We start from the raw sequence: 16990 nt of genomic DNA on the forward strand, positions 1-16990 counted from the left end.
GTCGCTGCATGCCTGCACCTGCGTACATGCCCCCGACGAAAGGTTTTCCGGATGCACTGGTCGCACAGGCGCTGGACGACGCACTGAGCTGCGCAGCGGCCATCCCAGTATTGGCGATCAGCGGCCTGCAGGGGAGCGGCAAATCGACGCTGGCCGCCCAGGTAGTGGCACTGGCCGAATCGCGCGGCCTGCACGCGGCGATGCTTTCCATCGACGATGTCTACCTGACCCGCGCCCAGCGCCAGCGCTTGGCGCGACAGGTGCACCCGCTGCTGCTGACCCGCGGCCCGCCGGGCACCCACGATCTGGCCCTGGCCCACGCCACCCTGGACGCGGTCGCGGCCGGCGGCCCGGTCGCCCTGCCCCGTTTCGACAAACTGGCCGACGAGCGCCAGCCCGAAAAGGACTGGCCGCGCATCGACCGTCCGCTCGACCTGCTGGTGTTCGAAGGCTGGTTCCTCGGCACGCCGGCACAGGACGAGGCCGACCTGGATCCTCCCCTCAACGCACTCGAACGCGACGCCGATGCCGACGGCCGCTGGCGTCGCTGGTGCAATCACGCGCTCGCGCAGGACTACCCCGCGCTGTGGCAGCGTTGCGACCGGCTGTGGTTCCTGCAGCCCCCGGACTTCTCGGTGATCCCGCGCTGGCGCTGGCAGCAGGAGCAGAACCTGCAGGCCGCCCAACCCGACCGCAGCAGCATGAGCCGCGCCCAGCTGGAGCGCTTCGTGCAGTACTACGAACGGGTCAGCCGGCAGGCGCTGCGTACGTTGCCGGCGCTGGCCGATACCGTGATCGCCCTGGACGAACAGCGCCGGATCGTCGCGCCGCGCTGACCGCGGCATCGACGGAAACGCAGCACTCAGCCGACCAGGAAAGTCACCCGCAGGTTCACCCGCCACTCGGTGATATTGCCCTCGCCATCGGTGACGACCTTGGTTTCATTGATCCAGGCGCCCTGGATGCCCTTGACCGTCTCGGACACCTTCTTCAGGCCGCTGCGCACCGCGTCCTCGACGCTGGTCTTGGAGGAGGCGTTGATCTCGATGATTTTGGCTACGGACATGGGTCGCTCCAGTGGCGCGCGGGATACTCCGCGCCGCCCCACCATGGGGGCCGCCGCGTAAAGGCGATGGCACGGAGATGTTAGGATCGAGGGTAATGAATCCCGCTCCGAACCTCATCCTGATTGGCCCGATGGGCGCCGGCAAAACCTGCATCGGGCGCCGGCTGGCCGAGCGCTTCACGCTGGACTTCGTGGATGCCGACCAGGCCATCGTGGACAGCACCGGCGCCAGCATCCCGGCGATCTTCGAGCACTCCGGGGAGGCCGGCTTCCGCCAGCACGAGCGCGAGGTCCTGCACGCGCTGCTGGACGGGCACGGCCAGCTGGTCTCCACCGGCGGTGGCGCCGTGCTGGACCCGGACAACCGCGCGGCGATCGCGCGGCGCGGTTTCGTGGTCTACCTGCGGGTCAGCGTGCCGGCCCAGCTGGAGCGGCTGGCCCGCGACCGCGGCCGCCCGCTGCTGCAGCGCCCGGACCGCGAGCAGGTCCTGCACGAGATGGCCGCTGCCCGCGACCCGCTCTACCAGGGCCTGGCCGATCTCACCCTGGATACCGATCTCTACACGCCCGCCGAGGCCACCGCGCAGCTGGTGCTGCGCCTGGCCGCGCAGTGGCAGCGACAGGAAACACCCGAATGACCGCCTCCCCGCGTACCGTCGCCGTCAGCGGCGACACCCCCTATACCATCCACATCGGCCCGGGCCTGCTCGGTCAGGGCGAGCTGCTGGCCCGCCACGTGCGCGGCCGCCATGTGCTGCTGCTCAGCGATTCGTCGGTCGCCCCGCTGTATCTGGCCGGAGTGAAGTCGGCGCTGCTGGCCGTCCGCCCGGATCTGCTGATCGGTGAGCTGGTGCTGCCCGCCGGTGAAGCCTCCAAGACGCTGGCCCACTTCGGCGATGCGATCACCGCACTGGCCACCCTCGGCGCCACCCGCGATGCCTGCGTGATGGCGCTCGGTGGCGGCGTTGCCGGCGACTTGGCCGGCTTCGCAGCCGCCTGCTGGATGCGCGGCGTGGACTGCGTGCAGTTGCCGACGTCACTGCTGGCGATGGTCGACTCCTCGGTCGGCGGCAAGACCGCAGTGGACATTCCCGAAGGCAAGAACCTGGTCGGTGCGTTCCACCCGCCGCGCGCCGTGATCGCCGATACCGCCGCGCTGCGCACCCTGCCGCCGCGCGAGCTGCGTGCCGGCCTGGCCGAGGTGATCAAGTACGGCGCGATCCGCGACCCGTTGTTCTTCCGGTGGCTGCAGGCCGAACACACCGCGCTGCTGGCGGGCGACGACACCGCGCTGGCCCAGGCGATCGCGCGCAGCTGCGAGCACAAGGCCGAGATCGTCGCGCGCGATCCGCTGGAAAAAGGCGAGCGCGCCCTGCTCAACCTTGGCCACACCTTCGGCCACGCCATCGAGACCGAACAGGGCTACGGCGCACCGGGCAACGACAACCTCAACCACGGTGAAGCCGTCGCCGTCGGCATGATCCTGGCCGCACGGCTGTCCGCGCAGCTGGGCATGAGCGGGGACGCCGACACCGGGCAGCTGCGCGAACTGCTGCTGCGCTACGAACTACCGGTCGCCATTCCCACCGGCCTGCAGCCCGAAGCGCTGCTGGCCCGGATGCGGCTGGACAAGAAGAACGTCGCCGGCCGGCTCCGCCTGGTGCTGTGGCGTGGCATCGGCCGCGCGGAGGTCGTCGCCGACGTCGACGAGGCCGACGTCCTGCGCGTGCTCGCCGCCGGCTGAGCCTGCGACGTTACGCCGCACCCGCGCCGTCGCTGACGGCCGCGTCCGGCGTTCACAGCTACAATCGAGGCATGCGCGTCTTCCTGCACCAACATGCCCGCGGTGCCGATCCGGCCCGTTATCTCCAGCTCACCCTGCAACCGGACCTGTTCGGTGGCTGGGAGCTGCTGCACGAGTCCGGCCCGATCGGCGGGCGCGGGCAACTGCGCCGCGAGCTGTACCTGCAGGAAGACCTGGCGCTGGCTGCATTCGAGAAAGCACGCGACGCACACCTGCATCGCGGCTACGACGTGACCTACACCAGCGGCGCTGCGCCGCCCTGAGCGGCCACCTCCGCCACACCCCCTCCGGCCCTGCGCCACCAGATCCCAAGGAAGCGTTCCGTGACCAGCCCCTCCCGCCATGATCGCCTGCTGCGCGCCCTGCGCCGCGAACCGGTGGACTGCACCCCTGTCTGGCTGATGCGCCAGGCCGGCCGTTACCTGCCCGAGTACCGCGCCACCCGCGCCAAGGCCGGCAGCTTCCTGGCCATGGCCAAGAACCCGGACATCGCCTGCGAAGTCACCCTGCAGCCGCTGCGCCGCTTCGACCTCGACGCCGCGATCCTGTTCTCGGACATCCTCACCATCCCCGACGCGATGGGCCTGGAGCTGTACTTCGTCGAAGGCGAAGGCCCGAAGTTCCGCCATCCGGTGCGCGACGCCGCCGCCATCGCCAAACTGGCCGTGCCGGACATGGAAACCGAGCTGCGCTACGTGATGGACGCCGTCCGCGTGATCCGCCGCGAACTCGACGGCAGCGTGCCCCTGATCGGCTTCTCCGGCAGCCCGTGGACGCTGGCCTGCTACATGGTTGAAGGCGGCGGCAGCAAGGACTTCGCCCGCATCAAGGCCATGGCCCTGAACGAACCGGCCGCCCTGCACCAGCTGCTCTCGGTCGTCACCGACGCCGTGATCGCCTACCTCGCCGCCCAACGCGCGGCCGGCGCCCAGGTCCTGCAGGTCTTCGACACCTGGGGTGGCGTACTCAGCCCCACCATGTACCGCGAATTCTCCCTGCGCTACCTGACCCGCATCGCGCAGGAACTCGAGCGCGGCGAAGGTGCCGAGCGCACCCCGCTGATCCTGTTCGGCAAAGGCACCGGCCTGCACCTCGGCGCCCTGGCGGACACGGGCGCCGACGCGCTCGGCGTCGACTGGACCCTCGACCTCGCCGACGCCGTCGCGCGCACCGGCGGCCGCGTCGCCCTGCAGGGCAACCTCGACCCCACCACCCTCTACGGCAACCCGGCCGCCATCGAACGCGCCGCCGGGCAGGTACTCGACAGCTACGCCCAAGGCAACGGCGGCTCCCGCGAAGGCCACGTCTTCAACCTCGGCCATGGCATGTCCCCGGACATGAATCCCGAGCACGTGCAGGTCCTGGTGGAAGCAGTGCATCGCTTGAGCCGACGCTGATCGGCGTCGGCAGGTAGCCGGCCATGGCCGACGCAGGCGTTCTGCATCCAGAAACGCCTGCGCTCGTCTGCACCCTCGAGACGGACGGAGCATGCCGTCAACAGCTGATCGGCCCCGATCATCTCCGCGCTGCGCGCGGCCATCCACGCATGGCGTGGATTTCCCCATGGCATTCCGGTCATCGCGTTCATTGCCAGCATCACGCCCATTCCCGGCATCGCACTCATCGCCGGCATCACGTCCACTCGCGGCATCAAGACGAGCGTCTGATTTCCTGCATCTACCGCACTTTCCCTGGCAGCCAGCCCAGTGTCCTGGGTGTGGCACGGGTGGGTTGGCGGGACCATGAGCGCCATGGATGGCGCGACATGAGCCTCCAGGGACGGATTCACGGCGTGTCCCGCCAACCCACCCGTGGCGCACCCTCTCCGCGACACCGACCAACCCAAGGCTTCGGCTTCGGCTTCGGCTCCGGCTCCGGCTCTTGACCACACCCTGATCCCACATCGGCGATCATATCGCCCTCGTTGACGAAGGCCCGCACCATGACCACCAGCAGCTACGCCTCGATCCGGCCCCTGTTGTGGCTCGTATCGCTGGCCATCTTCATGCAGATGCTGGACTCCACCATCGTCAACACCGCCCTCCCGGCCATGGCCCGCAGCCTCGGCGAAAGCCCCCTGCAGATGCAGTCCGTCGTCTTCAGCTACGCCCTTGCCGTCGCCACCTTCATCCCCGCCTCCGGCTGGATCGCCGACCGCTTCGGCACACGACGCACCTTCCTCGTCGCCATCATCCTGTTCACCCTCGGCTCGCTCGCCTGCGCCCTCGCCCAGACCCTGCACCAGCTGGTCGGCGCCCGCGTCCTGCAGGGTATCGGCGGCGCCATGCTGCTGCCGGTCGGCCGCCTCGCCGTCATGCGCTCTGTCTCCCGCGAAGAATTCCTCCGCGCCATGAGCTTCATCGCCATCCCCGCCCTGATCGGCCCGCTCATCGGGCCCACGCTCGGCGGCTGGCTCGTGGAAGTCGCCTCCTGGCACTGGGTGTTCCTGATCAACCTTCCGATCGGCATCATCGGCTACGTCGCGGCCATGAAACTCATGCCCGACCACTACGCCGAACACCGCACCCGCTTCGACATCGCGGGTTATCTGATGCTCGCCTTCGGCATGGTCGTGCTCTCGCTCGCGCTGGACGGCATCTCCGGCATGGCCACCCCCCATGCCCTGGTCATGCTGATGACCGTCGCCGGCCTCGCCGCCCTGGTCGGCTATTGGCTGCACGCCGCCAACTCGACGGCGCCGCTGTTCTCGCTCGCCCTCTTCCACGTCCCCAGCTACCGCATCGGCATTCTCGGCAACCTGTTCTCGCGCATCGGCAGCAGCGCCATGCCACTGCTCATCCCGCTGCTGCTGCAGGTCGGCATGGGCATGAGCCCGATGAACGCCGGGCTGTTGATGATCCCCGTGGCAGCCGCCGGCATGGTTTCCAAACGCTACGCGGTCAAACTGGTCGAACGCTTCGGCTATCGCCGCGTGTTGATGGTCAATACCGTGCTGGTCGGCCTGGCGATGGCGAGCTTCATCTTCATGACACCGGGCCAGCCCCTGTGGATCCGCATCGTCCAGCTGGCGCTGTTCGGGGCCGTCAACTCCTTGCAGTTCACCGTCATGAATACCGTCACCCTGCGCGATCTCGACCGGGATTTCGCCAGCGCCGGCAACAGCCTGCTCTCGATGGTGATGATGCTCGCCACCGGGTTCGGTGCAGCCGCCGCCGGCAGCCTGCTGGCCGCCTTCAATCACCTTGATGCCTCGCACGGCGCCACCGCCGCGCTGCACGCGACCTTCGTCTGTGTCGGCGCCATCACCCTGACCTCCACGCTGATCTTCTGGCAGCTGCCGGATACGCGGCCCTCGCCGCGCGACGTCGAAGAAGTCGCCGAATAGCCGCGGGCAGACGTTCAGCGGTCTGCGGTTTGCGATCAGCAACTGGTCACCCTCAGCGGACCAGTGGTCCGCTGTTACCGGGGGCGTGCAGGACCCGCGCGATCGCCTCCACCAGCAGGTCGCCGGTCACCGGCTTGCGCAGGAACGCATCGAAGCCGGCATCGCGGGCCTGCTGCTCGATCGACGGATCCGTCCGCGCGGTCACCGCGATCAGAGGCATCTCGAAGCCCTGGCTGCGCAGATGCCCGGCCAACGCGATGCCGCCGAGGCCCGGGAGGTCCAGGTCCATCAGCGCCACATCGAACGGCGCCTCGCTGACCTCGCGCAACGCCGACAATGCGTGCTCGGCATGCACCACCTCATGCCCGCGCGCAGACAACAATCCGCTGACCACTTCAGCCACCGTCAGATCGTCCTCCACCAGCAGGATCCGCAGCGGCGGCAACACCCATTGCGCGCCCTCGGCGGCGCCGGGCGCGCCAGTCGTGCCCGGCTCCAGCGGCAACGGCAGCGTCACTGTGAAGCGGGTCCCCACGCCGAGCTGGCTCTGCACGCCGATCTGTCCCTGCATCGCCAGCGCCAGTTCGCGACAGATCGCCAGTCCCAGCCCACTGCCGCCGTACTGCGCCGCGGTGCGCGCGCCATCGGCCTGCTCGAAGCGACGGAACAGCCGCTCCTGCTGATCGGCACTGATGCCCGGCCCGGTGTCGGACACTTCGATATGCAGCCCGCGGCCGGGCGTGATCGCGCGCAGCGTCAGACGCACTTCGCCGTGGCTGGTGAACTTGACGGCATTGCCGAGCAGATTGAGCAGGATCTGCCGCACGCGCAGTTCATCGCCGATGGTGCGGGTACCGGGCGCCACCGTGTTGTCGACCACGAACCGCAGTCCCTTCTGCCCCGCCAGCGCGGCCATCAGGGCACAGACATCGTCGATCGGCCGCTGCAGCTGGAACGGCTGCGCCTGCAGTTCCAGCCGCCCCGATTCGATCCGCGCCAGGTCCAGCGCATCGTTGACCAGGTGCAGCAGATGTTCACCGGCATGCCGGATCGATTCGGTATAGCCGCGCTGCTGCGCGTTCAACGGCGAGGACAGCAGCAGTTCGCTCATGCCCAGCACCCCGGTCATCGGCGTCCGAACTTCGTGGCCGAGGTTCGCCAGGAAACGCGTCTTGGCCATCGAGGCCTGCTCGGCCAGCTCCTGCTTCTGCAGCGCCAGCTGGTAGGCATGCCGGCGCTGCAGCCGGCGCCGGTACAGCCAGGCGAACAGACTGAGCAGCAGCAGCACGATCGAGGTCAGCAGCAACAATCCCGACAGGCTGCGCCACCACGGCGGCAGCACCCGGAACTCCAGCACCTGCACGCGCGACCAGATCTGGTCGGCCGAGCGCGCCTGCACCTCCAGGCGATACCGGCCCGGCGGCAGGCGGGAGAACAGACGCTCGCCCCCCGGCCCCACTTCAACCCAATCGGGATCGTAGCCGGCCAGGCGGTAGCGGTAGTTGTTGGACGTGGAGTCGGCGAACGACAGCAGCCGCGCTACGATCCGCAGGTCGCGGTCGCCATCGGCGATGTCCAGCGGCACCGCATGGGTCAGGTCCAGCACGCGCTCGCCGCGGCGCACCTCGACCCGCTCGATCACCAGCGGCGCACGGCGCGTGGCCGGCTTGACCTGCGCGGGATCGAATATCACCACGCCGGCCGGCGTGCCGCCGACGATGCGCCCGCTCGCGGTCAGGGTCAGTGTGCGGCGACGGAATTCCTGGCTGGGCAGGCCATCGTGCACGCCATACTGGCGCACGCTGGCGGCCTGCGGATCGACCCGCACCAGCCCACGCGCGTTGGCCGCCCATATCACGCCCTGCCGGTCGACCACCAGGCCGGTCGCGGTGATCGCCGGATAGCCCGCACCACTGCCGATCACTTCCTGCAGGGTCAGCCGATCGCCCTGCCAGCCGTAGTGCGACAGCTTGCCTTCTTCGGACAGCCACACACTGTCATCGCCGGCCAGCGCCATGGCATACACGCCTGCCGAAGGTCCGCCGGGCAGGGGCGTGAAACGCGATTCCGCCGCCACCCATTCCAGCAGACCCTGCCCGGTGGCGACCCACAGGCGATCCTGCGGCCCACACTGGATGTCCAGCACGCTCTGACCGAGCTTCAGCCCGGCATGGCCCAACGCGACCCGATGCAGCACGCGCCCGTCGAGATCGCGTTGCTGCAAACCGTTGGCCGACGCTGTCCACAGGCGCTGGCCATCGCACAGCACCAAGGATTCGATCGGGCCCTCCATGGCCGCATCGACCGCCGCATCGCGCCCCCAGCGCCGGATCCGCTTCTCGCGGGGGTCGTAGCGCAGCAGCGCATCCCAGGAACCGATCCAGACCTGCCCGCGCGGATCCTCGAGTACCGACTGCAGCCACTGCGTACCATCCACCCAGGTCCGGTGCTGCTCGATCTTTCCGCTCACCGGGTCGAGCTTGTCCAGCGCGCCATGCGTGCCCACCGTCCACACGCCCCCGTCGGCGGCCGCACCCATGCCCAGCACATACGCGTTGCGCAGCGACGCTGGATCGTCTTCCAGCCGCGAGAGCACCGAGAACTGCCACCAGCGCGGCAGCAGGTGCCACAGGCCGCCGTTGGTGCTGGCCAACCAGATGCCCCCCTCGCGATCCTCGTAGGCGCCGGTCCAGTTCGGCCGTACCTGCCCACGGGCGATCGCGCTGTACAGCGGCACCTGCTGGAACTGCCCGTTCATGGCGCGACCCAACCCGGAGCGCGTGTCGAGCCAGTAACCGCCCTGTTCGTCGCGCAGCATCATTCCCAGGATCTGATCACCTTCGGCAACCGTCCACGGCGCCGGCGCGAAGCGACCGTCCGGGCGGCGCACGGTGACCCCGGCATTGCTGTTGATCCACAGGCTGCCGTCCGGCTCGGCGGTGAGCCCGGTGATGACCCGCGCCGACAACTGCGTGCTCGGCACCGGTTCGAAATCGTGCCCGGTCCAGCGCGCCAGGCCCGCCTGCGAACCGATCCACAACGTGCCATCGAGCGTGGTGGTCAGATAGCCGACCGAGGCGGCCGGCAGGCTGCGTGGATTGCCGGGCTCGGGCATGAAGCGGGTCAGCGTCCCGTCGCGCTCGAGCCGATGCAGCCCGCCCTGGTAGGTACCAAACCAGATCGCGCCATCCGGCGTGGAGGCCACGCTCCAGATCGTGTTGCTGCCGATCTCGGGATGGCTGTTGCGGTCGTAGAAGCGGATTTCGCGCCGATCGGCCGACATCATCGCCAGGCCGGCATTCTCCGTGCCGATCCACAACTGGTTGCGCGCATCCACGTGCACGCTCCAGACATGGTTGTCGCGCAGGCCATCCTCGGCGCGCCAGATCCGGTAGTTGCGGCCGTCGTAACGGGCCAGGCCATCGTTGGTGGCGATCCACAGGTAGCCGTAGCGATCCTCGGCCATGCGGTTGACGGTGTTGGACGGCAGACCATCGAACACGGTCAGCTGCCGCGGCGTCGGCGGTACCGGCTGGGCCAGCGCGACCGCCGGCCAGAGCACACACAGGCCGATCAGCAACGGCCACAGCACACGCAACACCTGATGGCTCTCCCGGGTCTGTCCGTGGATTCACTGCTGCCGCCCGGAATGGGCCTGTCACCCCCGACCACCCCGGTCACCGGGCAACGCCCCGCATAGTAAACCGTTCCCCGGGCCGGCACGATCCACGTCACTTGCCATGATCCGCTGTATCGCCGCGTGCAGTGCACCGCCCTGCAGCGGCTTGTGCAGCAGACCGTCGGCCCCGGCAGCGGCGACCGTGGCCTCCAGATCCGGCTCCCGGCGGGCCGTGAGCACCAGGACCGGCAGGCGGTGGTCGCGCTGGCGCACCAGGCGCAGCAGCGACAGCCCGTCCATGCCGGGCAGATCCAGATCCAGCAGCATCAGCTGCGTGCCGGGCCGGGCCAGGGCGGTCAACGCCGCCAGCGCGTGCCCGGCGGCAACCACCGCGTGCCCCCGCATGCGCAGCAGGCCGATGACGACCTCGGCCACGAGAGGATCGTCTTCCACCAGCAGGACCTGCAGGCCATCGTGCTCAACCACTACCGGCTCCGGCTCCGGCATCCGCACTGCGCAACCGGCCAGCGGTACGCTCAACACGGCCTGCCAGCGATGATCAGGCAACTGCAGCACGCGCAGGCCTCCCTGCATCGCAGCGGCCAGCACGTCCACGTCGGCCAGCATCTCGCGCACTGCGGCCAGCGCAGGCGATGGAAGCGCACCGGGCACCGCGATGACATCCAGCAGCAGGCCGGTGCCACCCGGCAGCCACGCCATGCGCAGGGTCACGCGGGTCGCCCCGACCTGCAGGGCGAGCCCGCGCGCGAGCAGGTGTACGGCCTGTCGCAGCCGGTCCGGATCGCCGACGCGACAGGCACCCGCCGGCAGTGGCGGGCCCAGCGACAGCCGGCAGCCGTGCAGCTCCAGACAGGCGGCCAGCGCGGCCTCCATGTCCATTCTCCAGGGCCCGATGGCGAAACGGCGTGGCTGGAGACATATTTTTCCGGCCTGCAGCCGGGCGGTCTCCAGCGCTTCGTCGACCACCTGCAGCAAGGCGCGCCCTCCCTGCTCGATGTGCAGCACCTGCTCCCGCGCGTGCCCGGACAGCGGACCGGACAGCAGCAGTTCGCTCATGCCCAGCACACCGGTCAGCGGCGTCCGCACTTCGTGGCCGAGCGTGGCGAGATACTGCTGCTTGGCCTGCGCCGCCCGCTCGGCGCGCGCCTGCCGGCGTGCCGCCGCGCGCCGGGCGTTCGCCCGCTTCTGGTGGCGCCGCACGGCCGCTGCCAACAACACGGCACTGCCGGTGGCGACCAGCCAGAACAGCGCCCATGCGCCAGGATGGGCCCAGCCGTTGTGGTCCACCTGCAGCCGCACCTGCTGCAGTGGCGTCCACTGGCCGCCCACGCCACGCGCCTGGAACTCGAGCACGTGTGCACCGGCCGGCAGGCTTGGAAAGCCACGCGTCCCGCGTCGTCCGGCGCGGACCCACGCCGGATCCTGCCCGCGCAGCCGGAACCGGTAGTCGGTCATGCCGCGCTGGCCGCCGGACAGCAGCCTCGCCGACAACTGGATGTCGCGATCGTCGGCGTTGAGCCGCAGCGGATCGCCGGCCGGCAGCTCGATCCATCGCCGCTGGCGACGGACCTGCACACGGTCGATGACCAGCAGCGGAGCGACCGTGGTCGCGATCATGCCGGCCGGATCCAGGGCCAGCACGTCGCCGGCCAGATCCATCGCCAGCAGGTGGCCGCCGACCGCGAGCATGCCGAGGTCGAACACCATCGGCGGCAGCCCATCATCGACTGTATACAGCCGGGCGCTGCGGCGGTCGGGTGCCAACCGCACCACGCCACGCGCGGTGGTGGCCCACATCGCCCCGTCGCCCGCATCGGCCAATCCACGCGGCACCGCCGCCGGCAGCCCCTGCGCGGCGTCGACCCGGATGGCCCCCTGCAGGCCAACCGATGCGCGCCGGTAGACGGTCCAGCCGTCCGGGTCGCCCGCCCAGAGCTGGCCATCGGCGGCCAGATGCAGCGCCCCGACCGCGCGGCGCGGGCCGCCCGGCACGGGATCGAAGCGAGCGTGCGCCGGTTGCCACTGCTTCAGCCCCTCGCTGTCGCCCAGCCACAGCTGCCCGGCCGGGTCGCATTGCAGGACGAACGCAGTGCCGCCCGGACGCAGTCGCGCCGCGTCGTACGTGCGCTCGACCAGCACCCGTCCGTCGTCCGCCCGCTGCTGCAGCCGCCCGTTACCGGCCAGCCATAACCGGCCATCGCAGGCCGCCAGCGCGGCCTGCGTCGACACCGCCGATCCGGTATCGTCCGCGCCCACCCGCCAGCGCCGCCGCTGCCCCCGCACCGGATCGATCCGGGTCAACCACGGGGCCGCGAACACCCACACCCTGCCCTGTCCGTCTTCGACCACCCCGTGGCGATCGGGACGCGAAGGATCGTGCGTGTAGGACCAGCGCCCCCGCGAAAATCCGTGTACCGGCGAGACCTTGCCCAGCCATCCGCCGCGCGCCCGCCAGGCCTGTCCGTCGGCTGCAGCGGCGAGCCCGCCCGGCGCACCGGCCAGTGGATCGGCCGGTGCGATGAAGCGCTCGAGGTGTCGCCACTGCGCGCCGAGCCGCCAGACCCCCTGATGGCTGCCCAGCAACCAGACGCGTCCCTGCCGGTCTTCGATCACCCGCACGATGTGCGGCGTGCTGCGCCCGTGCAGGTGGGGCAGCGTGATCGCATGGTGGTCCCGGCCGTGCCGGTCCTGCCACCACAGCTGCCCGCCGTCGGCAAACCAGTCTCCACCGGCACGGCTGGAGCCGAGCCACCGTGCCGGTTCGCGCGGCCGTGGTGCGGGCTGCAACGTGGGCAGATGTCGCACCTCGGTGCCGTCGGCGGTACTCGAGCGCAGCCAGCCCTGTGCATCCCGCCCGAGTGCCGTCACCGGCAGCGTGGACGCGCCCAGCATCGCCGGCGTCTGCAACCGTTCGTCGTGCCACCGCGCCAGTCCCGCCGCACTGCCGATCCATACCCCGCCCTGCGGATCGGCCGCGAGGTGCTCCACCCGTGCCGATGGCAGGCCGCCGCCAGCGCCTGGCAGGTACTGACGCAGCCGGCGGTCGCGCCCCAGCCGGAACAGCCCCGCGTCGCGGGTACCAAACCAGACGTCGCCCGCGTCCATCGGCTGGATCGCCAGCACCGGACTGGTCGCGGCCGCCGGCGCGGGCGGTCCCGCCCAGCGCTCGAACCGCTGGCGATCGGCCGACAGTCGCTGCAGGTAGCCATTGGCGGTGCCGATCCAGAGCTGGTCGCGGGCGTCCAGCGCCATGCTGCGCACCTCGTTGTCGGCCAGGCCGTGCTCCATGCGCCACACCCGGAAGCCGCCCCCGTCGTAGCGGGCCAGGCCATCGCTGGTCGCGAACCAGAGGTAACCCTGCCGGTCCTCCACGATCTGATGCACCACATTGGACGGCAGGCCATCCACGGTGGTGACGCGCGCGCCGTGGCTCGGCAGCGCCAGTGCGGGCAGCGCCTGCAACAGCCAGACCAGCAGCGCACAGACCCATCGCTTCATGCGACGCGCCTGCAGCGCGCCAGGGCATCGGCCAGCGCCGCCCGGCTCACCGGGAGCCGCAGAAACACATCGAAACCGGCTGCCATGGCTTCGCGCTGGGCGCCCGCATCCGCGCGCGGGGTCAAGGCGACCCGGGGCACACCCGGCGAGCATCGCGACAACCGTGTACCGGCCCGCTCACCGCCAGCGCACAGGTCGGGGTCGACCACGATCACATCCCAGCCCATGCCCTCGCCCGCCCCCGGCGGGACGTCATCGAGCCCAGCTACATACCGCGCCGAATGCCCCAGCGATGCCAGCGCTGCCGGCAGCACCTGGCCGACCACCGGCAACGGATGCACCACCAGCACCCGCAGCTGTCCGGCACCGATCGGTTCGGCACGCGCGCACAACGGCGTGCCTGCGGCGCCGCCATCGACGTGCGGCAGGGGCAGGCAGACCTCGAAGCAGGTTCCCTCGCCGGGACGGCTGCTGACCGTGATGTCGCCGCCCATGGCCAGCGCCAGATCGCGGGAGATGGACAGCCCGAGGCCACTGCCGCCATGGCCCGCGGCCGTCCGTGCACCGTCGGCCTGTTCGAAGCGCTGGAACAGGCGCTGGCATTGCGCGGGGGTCATGCCGGGCCCCGTATCGAGCACCCGCAGCAGCACGCCATCGCGCCCGTCCGCCCACCGCGCTTCCAACCGGACCGCGCCCTGCGTGGTGAACTTCAGCGCATTGCCCACCAGGTTGAGCAGGATCTGGCGCAGGCGTCGTGCATCGCCGATGAAGCAGGCCGACGCCGGCACCGTGCTGGACCACTCCAGCACCAGCGCCTTGCCCTGCGCCACCGGCAACAACAGCGCATGCAGTTCTTCGATCAGATCCTGGAGCGCGAACGGTGCCGGCTGCAGTTGCAACTGCCCGGATTCGATACTGGCCATGTCCAGTGCATCGTCCATCAAGCGCAACAGGTGTTCGCCGGCGTAATGGAGGCTGTTGATCCGGTTGCGCTCCTCCGGAGCCAGCGGCGCACGCAGCAGCAGTTCGCTCCAGCCCAGCACGGCGGTCATCGGCACACGGATGCGCTCGCCCAGCGCGGCGAGGAAGCGGGTGCGCTGCACGGACGCGCGATCGGCACGCTGTTGCCGGCCGCGCAGCCAGCGCCAGCGTCGCTGCCGTCGCCGACGCGCCTGATAGGCGCATCCTCCCAGCCATGCCACGCCGATCGCGGTAGCCGCGGCGGCCCACCGCGCCGGCGGCGTCTGCCACCACGCCGGCGCGACCTGCAAGGTGATCCGGCGAGACGGCGACCAGCTCCCGTCGCCCTGCCGGGCCTGTACGTCCAGCGTCTGCAGACCTGGCGGGAGACGCTCGAACACGCGCAGCCCGGCGGCACCGCTTTCCTGCCACTCCGGATCGAGCCCCTGCAGCCGGAACCGGTAGCGTACGTGGGCCTGGTCGCCGCCACTGAGCAGGCGCGCGGCGACGCGGATGTGCCGGTCCGCCCCCGACAACGGTATTGGCCCGGTGCCGACCGGCAGGGTGATCTGCGCGTTGCCCCGACGGGCGGTAAGGGCGTGTATCACCAGACCCGGCGTTCGCGCCGGGCGCAGTACGGCCACCGGATCGAACAGCAGAACACCGCCCTCATGCACCGCCGCGACCATATGGTCGCCGGCAGTCCGCACCAGCCGACGTGGCAACACGTCATGCGCCGGCAGCCCATCGTCGCTGCCGAAGCGGCGTACCCCGCCCCCATGCGGATCGACGCGGACCAGCCCACGCGCGTCGCCGACCCACGCAACGCCGCGCGCGTCGACCACCAGCGCCCGCGCGAGCAGCTGCGGGTAGCCCTGCACCGGACCAAACGTGTGCGTCATGCGCAGCTGCTGCCCATCCCACCGATAGCGGCGCAGCACGGACGGACTGCTGACCCAGTAGTGGCCATCCCCACCGCGTGCGATCGCGCCCACCTCAGCGCGCGGTGCGCCTTCGACCGAGGCGAAGCGTTCCTGTGCGGGCAACCAGCGCTTCACGCCGCTGCGATCAACCGCCCACAGATCGCCATCGTCGGTACACAGCAGTTGCGGGCCGTGCACCGGCGGCACCAGGCCCAGTGTCTGTGGCACGGCGGACATCTGCAGCGCGCCCTCGGCATCGCGTCGCTGGATGCGGTCGGCACGGGCCAGCCAGAGCGAGCCGTCGGCGCAGGCCTGCAGGTCCACCGCGCCCGTACCGCCCTCCCACCCCAGCAACCAGTGCCGCAACCGGCCGGTGCCGGGCACGTAACGGGACAACGTGTTGCCGCTGGTGACCCATACCTGGCCGCGGCGATCTTCGGCCATGCCCACCGCACCCGTGCGCAGACGCACGGGGCGGTAGTCGAAGCCCCGGTCGCTGTGCCCGGTACGCAGGTCCACACGCTGCACGCTGCCGCTCTCGCTGGCCACCCACACCCGCGCGTCGCCGGAGGGCACCAGGGCCAGGACATGGTCGCCGTCCAACCCCGGTCCGCCGTCGCGTGCGCCCGGCAGCAGCGTGAACTGACGCCAGCGCGCGGGCAGATGCCATACCCCTTGGCCGCGACCGATCCACCACAGGCCGCCGACCCGGTCTTCAAGCGCTTGACCCACCACGGCGGCCCCGAGCGCACCGCCATCGTGTCCACGCAACGGGACCGGCTGCGGCGCCTGGCCAGGCGGATGACGCAGCAGGCCCGCAGACCCGGTGGTCCATAGTTCTCCCTCCGTGCTACGCAGCACCGGCATGTCCGGATGTGCCGGCGGGGGCAGCAGTACCCCGTCGGCAGTCCAGCGATGCACGCCCCGTCGCGTCTTCGCCCACACGCCGCCGCCGGGATCGGGCCACAGCGATTGAATGTCTCCGCGCTCACCCCGCGGCAACGGCAGGACGGCGAAGCGGCTGCCCTCGCGCCGCAGGGCGCCCTCCGGCGTGCCGACCCACAGCCGGCCATCGCGATCGGTGGCCAACGCGGTCACCTGGGCCACTGGGATCCCATGCGGCTGCAGCGGCACGACCTGCCAACGGCCATCGGCGTGCCGCGCGAACAGCCCATCGCCGTTGGTACCGACCCAGAGCATCCCCTCCGGCGTGCTGGTGATGTGCACGATCCCGATGCGTGGCAGCACCACGGTTCCGTCGCCCGGCACCGGCTGGATCACGCGCCGATCGGTGGACACCGTCACCAGCCCCTCCGAGGCCGTCGCCAGCCAGAGCTGATCCTGTCCATCGACATGCAGCGCGCGCAGGTCCACGTCCGGCAGTCCCTGCTCACGGCGCCACGCGCGGAAGCGATGGCCATCGAAGCGCAGCAGGCCATCATCGCTGGCGAACCACAGGTAGCCGACGCGGTCTTCGCCGATCGCACGGATGGCCGAAGTCGGCAGCGCATCCGCCGGCCCCATCGGCCGCGGCCACGGCAGCGTGACCAGGGCGCTGGCGGCGGCGAGCGTCGGCAGCCAGAGCATGACCCCCAGCATCACCCCCACCCAGCGACTGCCCACCGGTTCGGATCGGCCTCCTGCCACGCGCACCCCGACCGCCTCCGTTGCTTGAACAGCACGGTACGTCGATGTCGCGCGAACGTGGCTGCCCAGACCGGGACCACGTCACAGCCTGATCAATGAACTTTCA

At 70.5% G+C, this 16990-nt stretch carries 10 protein-coding genes; 6 read left to right on the forward strand and 4 right to left on the reverse strand.

Features of this window, described 5'->3' with window-relative positions; genetic code table 11:
• Positions 1-8: 8 nt before the first annotated feature.
• The gene (locus tag HH110_RS15910) at positions 9-836 is read left to right on the forward strand and encodes a kinase (protein WP_176990580.1); all 828 of its coding nucleotides are present in this window, start codon (positions 9-11) and stop codon (positions 834-836) included.
• A 26-nt stretch (positions 837-862) separates the two neighbouring features.
• Here HH110_RS15910 and HH110_RS15915 read toward each other — a convergent pair whose 3' ends face one another.
• Complete coding sequence (locus HH110_RS15915) at positions 863-1066, reverse strand: dodecin family protein (protein WP_121038908.1); 204 nt, start codon at positions 1064-1066, stop codon at positions 863-865.
• Between the two features lie 95 nt (positions 1067-1161).
• On the opposite strand from HH110_RS15915, the gene HH110_RS15920 reads away from it, so the two are divergent.
• From HH110_RS15920 to mdtD, 5 genes are all read left to right on the forward strand, one after another.
• On the forward strand, positions 1162-1704 hold the full coding sequence (locus tag HH110_RS15920) for a shikimate kinase (protein WP_176990581.1): 543 nt from the start codon (positions 1162-1164) through the stop codon (positions 1702-1704).
• A complete protein-coding gene (gene aroB / locus HH110_RS15925) occupies positions 1701-2810 on the forward strand; it encodes a 3-dehydroquinate synthase (RefSeq protein ID WP_176990582.1) in 1110 nt (369 codons plus the stop codon). The genes HH110_RS15920 and aroB overlap by 4 nt, the downstream gene beginning before the upstream one ends.
• Before the next feature lie 71 nt (positions 2811-2881).
• Positions 2882-3133, forward strand: a complete 252-nt coding sequence (locus HH110_RS15930) for a WGR domain-containing protein (RefSeq protein WP_176990583.1) — start codon at positions 2882-2884, stop codon at positions 3131-3133.
• 60 nt (positions 3134-3193) lie between these two features.
• Positions 3194-4267, forward strand: coding sequence for a uroporphyrinogen decarboxylase (gene hemE / locus HH110_RS15935; protein WP_176990584.1), 1074 nt, complete (start codon positions 3194-3196; stop codon positions 4265-4267).
• 545 nt (positions 4268-4812) lie between these two features.
• A complete protein-coding gene (gene mdtD, locus HH110_RS15940; RefSeq protein ID WP_176990585.1) occupies positions 4813-6216 on the forward strand; it encodes a multidrug transporter subunit MdtD in 1404 nt (467 codons plus the stop codon).
• A gap of 52 nt (positions 6217-6268) precedes the next feature.
• Here the strand turns inward: mdtD and HH110_RS15945 are convergent, their stop codons facing one another.
• The 3 genes from HH110_RS15945 to HH110_RS15955 are packed head-to-tail and all read right to left on the reverse strand — an operon-like array spanning position 6269 to position 16824.
• On the reverse strand, positions 6269-9814 hold the full coding sequence (locus tag HH110_RS15945) for an ATP-binding protein (RefSeq protein WP_176990625.1): 3546 nt from the start codon (positions 9812-9814) through the stop codon (positions 6269-6271).
• A gap of 60 nt (positions 9815-9874) precedes the next feature.
• Positions 9875-13354: a two-component regulator propeller domain-containing protein gene (locus HH110_RS15950; RefSeq protein ID WP_176990586.1), complete on the reverse strand. Its 3480-nt coding sequence runs from the start codon at positions 13352-13354 to the stop codon at positions 9875-9877.
• Positions 13351-16824 carry a sensor histidine kinase gene (locus HH110_RS15955; RefSeq protein ID WP_176990587.1) on the reverse strand — a complete coding sequence of 1158 codons (3474 nt, stop codon included), beginning with the start codon at positions 16822-16824 and terminating at the stop codon, positions 13351-13353. The genes HH110_RS15950 and HH110_RS15955 overlap by 4 nt, the downstream gene beginning before the upstream one ends.
• Positions 16825-16990: the final 166 nt, after the last annotated feature.

It is taken from the genome of Stenotrophomonas sp. SAM-B, assembly GCF_013387485.1.
In the GTDB taxonomy this organism is placed as follows: domain Bacteria; phylum Pseudomonadota; class Gammaproteobacteria; order Xanthomonadales; family Xanthomonadaceae; genus Stenotrophomonas; species Stenotrophomonas maltophilia_AA.

What these genes read in the sequence shown, in the direction of transcription:
- HH110_RS15910 (WP_176990580.1), top strand. Translation starts at nt 9, where the DNA reads ATGCCTGCACCTGCGTACATGCCCCCGACGAAAGGTTTTCCGGATGCA.
- HH110_RS15915 (WP_121038908.1), bottom strand. Translation starts at nt 1,066, where the DNA reads ATGTCCGTAGCCAAAATCATCGAGATCAACGCCTCCTCCAAGACCAGC.
- HH110_RS15920 (WP_176990581.1), top strand. Translation starts at nt 1,162, where the DNA reads ATGAATCCCGCTCCGAACCTCATCCTGATTGGCCCGATGGGCGCCGGC.
- aroB (WP_176990582.1), top strand. Translation starts at nt 1,701, where the DNA reads ATGACCGCCTCCCCGCGTACCGTCGCCGTCAGCGGCGACACCCCCTAT.
- HH110_RS15930 (WP_176990583.1), top strand. Translation starts at nt 2,882, where the DNA reads ATGCGCGTCTTCCTGCACCAACATGCCCGCGGTGCCGATCCGGCCCGT.
- mdtD (WP_176990585.1), top strand. Translation starts at nt 4,813, where the DNA reads ATGACCACCAGCAGCTACGCCTCGATCCGGCCCCTGTTGTGGCTCGTA.
- HH110_RS15950 (WP_176990586.1), bottom strand. Translation starts at nt 13,354, where the DNA reads ATGAAGCGATGGGTCTGTGCGCTGCTGGTCTGGCTGTTGCAGGCGCTG.
- HH110_RS15955 (WP_176990587.1), bottom strand. Translation starts at nt 16,824, where the DNA reads ATGCTCTGGCTGCCGACGCTCGCCGCCGCCAGCGCCCTGGTCACGCTG.